Genomic DNA, 5666 nt, shown 5'->3' on the forward strand with positions numbered 1-5666 from the left:
AAAGCCCCTGGCGGTGACCTGTTGCGGGTCGCGACCTGCGGTCGCCACAGCAACCGCGCCCAAAGAAAAACCCCCACCGTTTCCGGTGAGGGTGTTTCAGGATAAAGCCCCTGGCGGTGACCTACTCTTGCATGGCAAAGCCACACTACCATCGGCGCATGCGCGTTTCACTTCTGAGTTCGGGATGGGATCAGGTGGGACCACGCCGCTATGGCCGCCAGGGAAGGGGTGGGAGCAGCGCGTTAAGCGCCGGCTCCACATTCTTCTGAAGTATCCAGTCCTAAAAAACAGACCGGACGCTTCCGTGAGAGGGATCTCACGTGGATAAATCGTAAACGAGTGACAAGCGTCGAGGTGAATTCGAATCGAGGTTTTATTAAGAAGACCGCTCTTTCGAGGAGTCCAGCCAAGGATGACTGGGCTTTCGCCGAGGGATCTGCACGTGCCACGAAGCGTCTTGGGGTTATATGGTCAAGCCGCACGGCTCATTAGTATCAGTTAGCTCAACGCATTGCTGCGCTTCCACACCTGACCTATCAACCACCTGGTCTTGATGGTGCCTTAAGGAGAGTCAAGCTCTCGGGAGATCTCATCTTGGGGCGTGCTTCCCGCTTAGATGCTTTCAGCGGTTATCACTTCCGTTCATAGCTACCGGGCAATGCCTCTGGCGAGACAACCCGAACACCAGCGGAACGTCCACTCCGGTCCTCTCGTACTAGGAGCAGCCCCCCTCAAATCTCCAACGCCCACGACAGATAGGGACCGAACTGTCTCACGACGTTCTGAACCCAGCTCGCGTACCACTTTAAATGGCGAACAGCCATACCCTTGGGACCGGCTACAGCCCCAGGATGTGATGAGCCGACATCGAGGTGCCAAACACCGCCGTCGATATGAACTCTTGGGCGGTATCAGCCTGTTATCCCCGGAGTACCTTTTATCCGTTGAGCGATGGCCCTTCCATACAGAACCACCGGATCACTAAGACCTACTTTCGTACCTGCTTGATCCGTCGATCTCGCAGTCAAGCACGCTTATGCCTTTGCACACAGTGCGCGATGTCCGACCGCGCTGAGCGTACCTTCGTGCTCCTCCGTTACTCTTTGGGAGGAGACCGCCCCAGTCAAACTACCCACCATACACGGTCCCTGATCCGGATCACGGATCGAGGTTAGAACGTCAAGCACTTCAGGGTGGTATTTCAAGGATGGCTCCATGCAAACTGGCGTCTGCACTTCAAAGCCTCCCACCTATCCTACACAGAAGAACTCAACGTTCAGTGTAAAGCTATAGTAAAGGTTCACGGGGTCTTTCCGTCTTGCCGCGGGAACGCTGCATCTTCACAGCGAATTCAATTTCACTGAGTCTCGGGTGGAGACAGCGCCGCTGTCGTTACGCCATTCGTGCAGGTCGGAACTTACCCGACAAGGAATTTCGCTACCTTAGGACCGTTATAGTTACGGCCGCCGTTTACTGGGGCTTCGATCAAGAGCTTCGCCTTGCGGCTGACCCCATCAATTAACCTTCCAGCACCGGGCAGGCGTCACACCCTATACGTCCACTTTCGTGTTTGCAGAGTGCTGTGTTTTTGATAAACAGTCGCAGCGGCCAGGTTACTGCGACCCATCGACGCTCAGTCACGCACGTGACCACGTCAATGGGCGCACCTTCTCCCGAAGTTACGGTGCCATTTTGCCTAGTTCCTTCACCCGAGTTCTCTCAAGCGCCTTGGGATTCTCACCCTGCCTACCAGTGTCGGTTTACGGTACGGTTTTTCTACAGCTGAAGCTTAGTGGCTTTTCCTGGAAGCGTAGTATCGGTCGCTTCGCCCCAAAGGGCTCGTCTCGGTGCTCGGCATAAAGGATCCCGGATTTGCCTAAGATCCATGCCTACCGCCTTTCCCCGGGACAACCAACGCCCGGTAGACCTAACTTTCTCCGTCCCCACATCGCACTGTAGAAAAGTGCTGGAATATTAACCAGCTTCCCATCGACTACGCATTTCTGCCTCGCCTTAGGGGCCGACTCACCCTGCGCCGATGAACGTTGCGCGAGGAAACCTTGGGCTTTCGGCGTGGGGGCTTTTCACCCCCATTATCGTTACTCATGTCAGCATTCGCACTTCCGATACCTCCAGCGGACTTTACAATCCACCTTCACAGGCTTACGGAACGCTCCTCTACCGCGTGCACTTGCGTGCACACCCCGAGCTTCGGTGCATAGCTTAGCCCCGTTAAATCTTCCGCGCAGACCGACTCGACCAGTGAGCTATTACGCTTTCTTTAAAGGATGGCTGCTTCTAAGCCAACCTCCTGGCTGTCTATGCCTTTCCACATCGTTTTCCACTTAGCTATGACTTGGGGACCTTAGCTGCGGGTCTGGGTTGTTTCCCTTTTCACGACGGACGTTAGCACCCGCCGTGTGTCTCCCGGATAGTCTGTCCTGGTATTCGGAGTTTGCCATGGTTTGGTAAGTCGCGATGACCCCCTAGCCATAACAGTGCTCTACCCCCAGGAAGATTCGTCCGAGGCGCTACCTAAATAGCTTTCGAGGAGAACCAGCTATCTCCGAGTTTGTTTAGCCTTTCACTCCTATCCTCAGCTCATCCCCATCTATTGCAACAGATGTGGGTTCGGTCCTCCAGTGCGTGTTACCGCACCTTCAACCTGGCCAAGGATAGATCACTCGGTTTCGGGTCTACTGCCAGAGACTATGCGCCCTATTCAGACTCGGTTTCCCTTCGCCTCCCCTATACGGTTAAGCTTGCCACTGACAGTAAGTCGCTGACCCATTATACAAAAGGTACGCAGTCACCCTTGCGGGCTTCCACTGCTTGTACGTATACGGTTTCAGGGTCTATTTCACTCCCCTCTCCGGGGTTCTTTTCGCCTTTCCCTCACGGTACTAGTTCGCTATCGGTCAGTCAGGAGTATTTAGCCTTGGAGGATGGTCCCCCCATGTTCAGACAAGGTTTCACGTGCCCCGCCTTACTCAATTTCACGCACGGTGCCCTTTCGCTTACCGGGCTATCACCGTCTATGGCCAGCCTTTCCAGACTGTTCAACTAAAACACTGTGCGCTTTTGGGCTAGTCCCCGTTCGCTCGTCGCTACTGAGGGAATCTCGGTTGATTTCTTTTCCTCCGGGTACTTAGATATTTCAGTTCCCCGGGTTCGCCCTGCATGGCTATGTATTCACCATGCAGTACTCCTTGCGGAGTGGGTTTCCCCATTCGGACATTGCCGGATCAAAGCTTGTTGCCAGCTCCCCGACACTTTTCGCAGGCTGCCACGTCCTTCATCGCCTCTGACTGCCAAGGCATCCACCGTATACGCTTAGTCGCTTGACCATATAACCCCAAGTCGCCTCGGGATCACACGTCCAAACCACTTCGTTTTCGTGCCTTAACACTTGCCTCGGTTCGGTTCGAACCAAGACGCTTGTCACTCGTTTACTTGTTTTCAAAGAACATCACGCCGGCCTCGATGCCGGATGATTTCAAAATCTTGTGTGTGCTGTTACTTCACGCAGCGCTTGAGTGGTGGAGCCTGTCGGGATCGAACCGACGACCCCCTGCTTGCAAAGCAGGTGCTCTCCCAGCTGAGCTAAGGCCCCTTGAGGAGTCCGCCCAGGGAAGGGCGGTCTTGATCTGCCCTTCGCGGATGGACCCGCGTGAGGTAATGGTGGGTCTGGGTGGACTCGAACCACCGGCCTCACCCTTATCAGGGGTGCGCTCTAACCACCTGAGCTACAGACCCAGAGATCGAGCCCCAGAACCTACGCCAGCCTGCCTCGAACCTGGGTTCGGACCGGCTTTTGTTGAAGAGTCCGGCCATGGATGGCCGGTTTTGCTCTTCGCAAAAGGGACTTTGCGTAAAGTACAGGTGTCTTGTGTGGACGTCTTGCGTGAAAGATCACGCCGTCGTTCTCGAAAGGAGGTGATCCAGCCGCACCTTCCGATACGGCTACCTTGTTACGACTTCACCCCAGTCATGGACCACTCCGTGGGCGTCGTCCCCCTTGCGGTTAGACTAACGCCTTCTGGAGCAACCCACTCCCATGGTGTGACGGGCGGTGTGTACAAGGCCCGGGAACGTATTCACCGCGGCATAGCTGATCCGCGATTACTAGCGATTCCGACTTCATGGAGTCGAGTTGCAGACTCCAATCCGGACTGGGATCGGCTTTCTGGGATTGGCTCCACCTCGCGGTCTTGCAACCCTCTGTACCGACCATTGTAGTACGTGTGTAGCCCTGGCCGTAAGGGCCATGATGACTTGACGTCATCCCCACCTTCCTCCGGTTTGTCACCGGCAGTCTCCTTAGAGTTCCCACCATTACGTGCTGGCAACTAAGGACAAGGGTTGCGCTCGTTGCGGGACTTAACCCAACATCTCACGACACGAGCTGACGACAGCCATGCAGCACCTGTGTTCCGATTCCCGAAGGCACTCCCGCATCTCTGCAGGATTCCGGACATGTCAAGGCCAGGTAAGGTTCTTCGCGTTGCATCGAATTAAACCACATACTCCACCGCTTGTGCGGGCCCCCGTCAATTCCTTTGAGTTTCAGTCTTGCGACCGTACTCCCCAGGCGGCGAACTTAACGCGTTAGCTTCGACACTGATCTCCGAGTTGAGACCAACATCCAGTTCGCATCGTTTAGGGCGTGGACTACCAGGGTATCTAATCCTGTTTGCTCCCCACGCTTTCGTGCTTCAGCGTCAGTGTTGTCCCAGATGGCCGCCTTCGCCACTGATGTTCCTCCCGATCTCTACGCATTTCACCGCTACACCGGGAATTCCACCATCCTCTGACACACTCTAGCCACCCAGTATCCATCGCCATTCCCAGGTTGAGCCCGGGGATTTCACGACAGACTTAAGTAACCGCCTACGCACCCTTTACGCCCAGTAATTCCGATTAACGCTTGCACCCTTCGTATTACCGCGGCTGCTGGCACGAAGTTAGCCGGTGCTTATTCCTCAGGTACCGTCAGCCCCACAGGGTATTGACCCGTGGTATTTCGCTCCTGATAAAAGTGCTTTACAACCCGAAGGCCTTCTTCACACACGCGGCATTGCTGGATCAGGCTTGCGCCCATTGTCCAATATTCCCCACTGCTGCCTCCCGTAGGAGTCTGGGCCGTGTCTCAGTCCCAGTGTGGCTGATCATCCTCTCAGACCAGCTAGCGATCGTCGCCTTGGTAGGCCATTACCCTACCAACTAGCTAATCGCACATCGGTCCGTCCAACCGCGCGAGGCCCGAAGGTCCCCCGCTTTCTCCCGTAGGACGTATGCGGTATTAGTCCCGGTTTCCCGAGGTTATCCCCCACGTCTGGGTAGGTCCCGATGCTTTACTCACCCGTCCGCCACTCGCCACCCACCGTATTGCTACGGCTGTGCTGCCGTTCGACTTGCATGTGTTAGGCATGCCGCCAGCGTTCAATCTGAGCCAGGATCAAACTCTTCACTTAAGTTGTCGATCGACCGAAGCCGATCTATCTTTCCGAAGCGTTCTTCCCAACCAGTCAAAACTCATTACTGACTTTTTACTTGGTGGGACGCTTGCATTGCTTGGACAGGTCGCAACCCTCCAGCACAAGACGTCCACACAATTCACCTGCGCACACTGTCAAAGATCTTCACCGCATCGACCACCCTTTCGG

Annotated in this window: 2 tRNA genes and 3 rRNA genes; all 5 read right to left on the reverse strand. The window is 55.3% G+C overall.

The features are described from left to right. Positions 1–108 precede the first annotated feature (108 nt). The 5 genes from rrf to RHOFW104R8_RS11260 all read right to left on the reverse strand — a co-directional run bounded on the left by rrf (position 109) and on the right by RHOFW104R8_RS11260 (position 5474). Positions 109–222: ribosomal RNA gene (gene rrf / locus RHOFW104R8_RS11240) — 5S ribosomal RNA — on the reverse strand. 245 nt (positions 223–467) lie between these two features. Further along, positions 468–3347 (reverse strand): 23S ribosomal RNA (locus RHOFW104R8_RS11245). A gap of 190 nt (positions 3348–3537) precedes the next feature. Beyond that, positions 3538–3613: transfer RNA gene (locus tag RHOFW104R8_RS11250), tRNA-Ala, on the reverse strand. Positions 3614–3679: 66 nt separating this feature from the next. Continuing rightward, positions 3680–3756, reverse strand: a tRNA-Ile gene (locus RHOFW104R8_RS11255). A 173-nt stretch (positions 3757–3929) separates the two neighbouring features. After that, positions 3930–5474, reverse strand: a 16S ribosomal RNA gene (locus RHOFW104R8_RS11260). Together the 16S, 23S and 5S rRNA genes with 2 tRNA genes alongside form the textbook arrangement of a ribosomal RNA operon. Positions 5475–5666: the final 192 nt, after the last annotated feature.

Source organism: Rhodanobacter sp. FW104-R8 (assembly GCF_001617365.1).
Taxonomy (GTDB): Bacteria; Pseudomonadota; Gammaproteobacteria; order Xanthomonadales; family Rhodanobacteraceae; genus Rhodanobacter.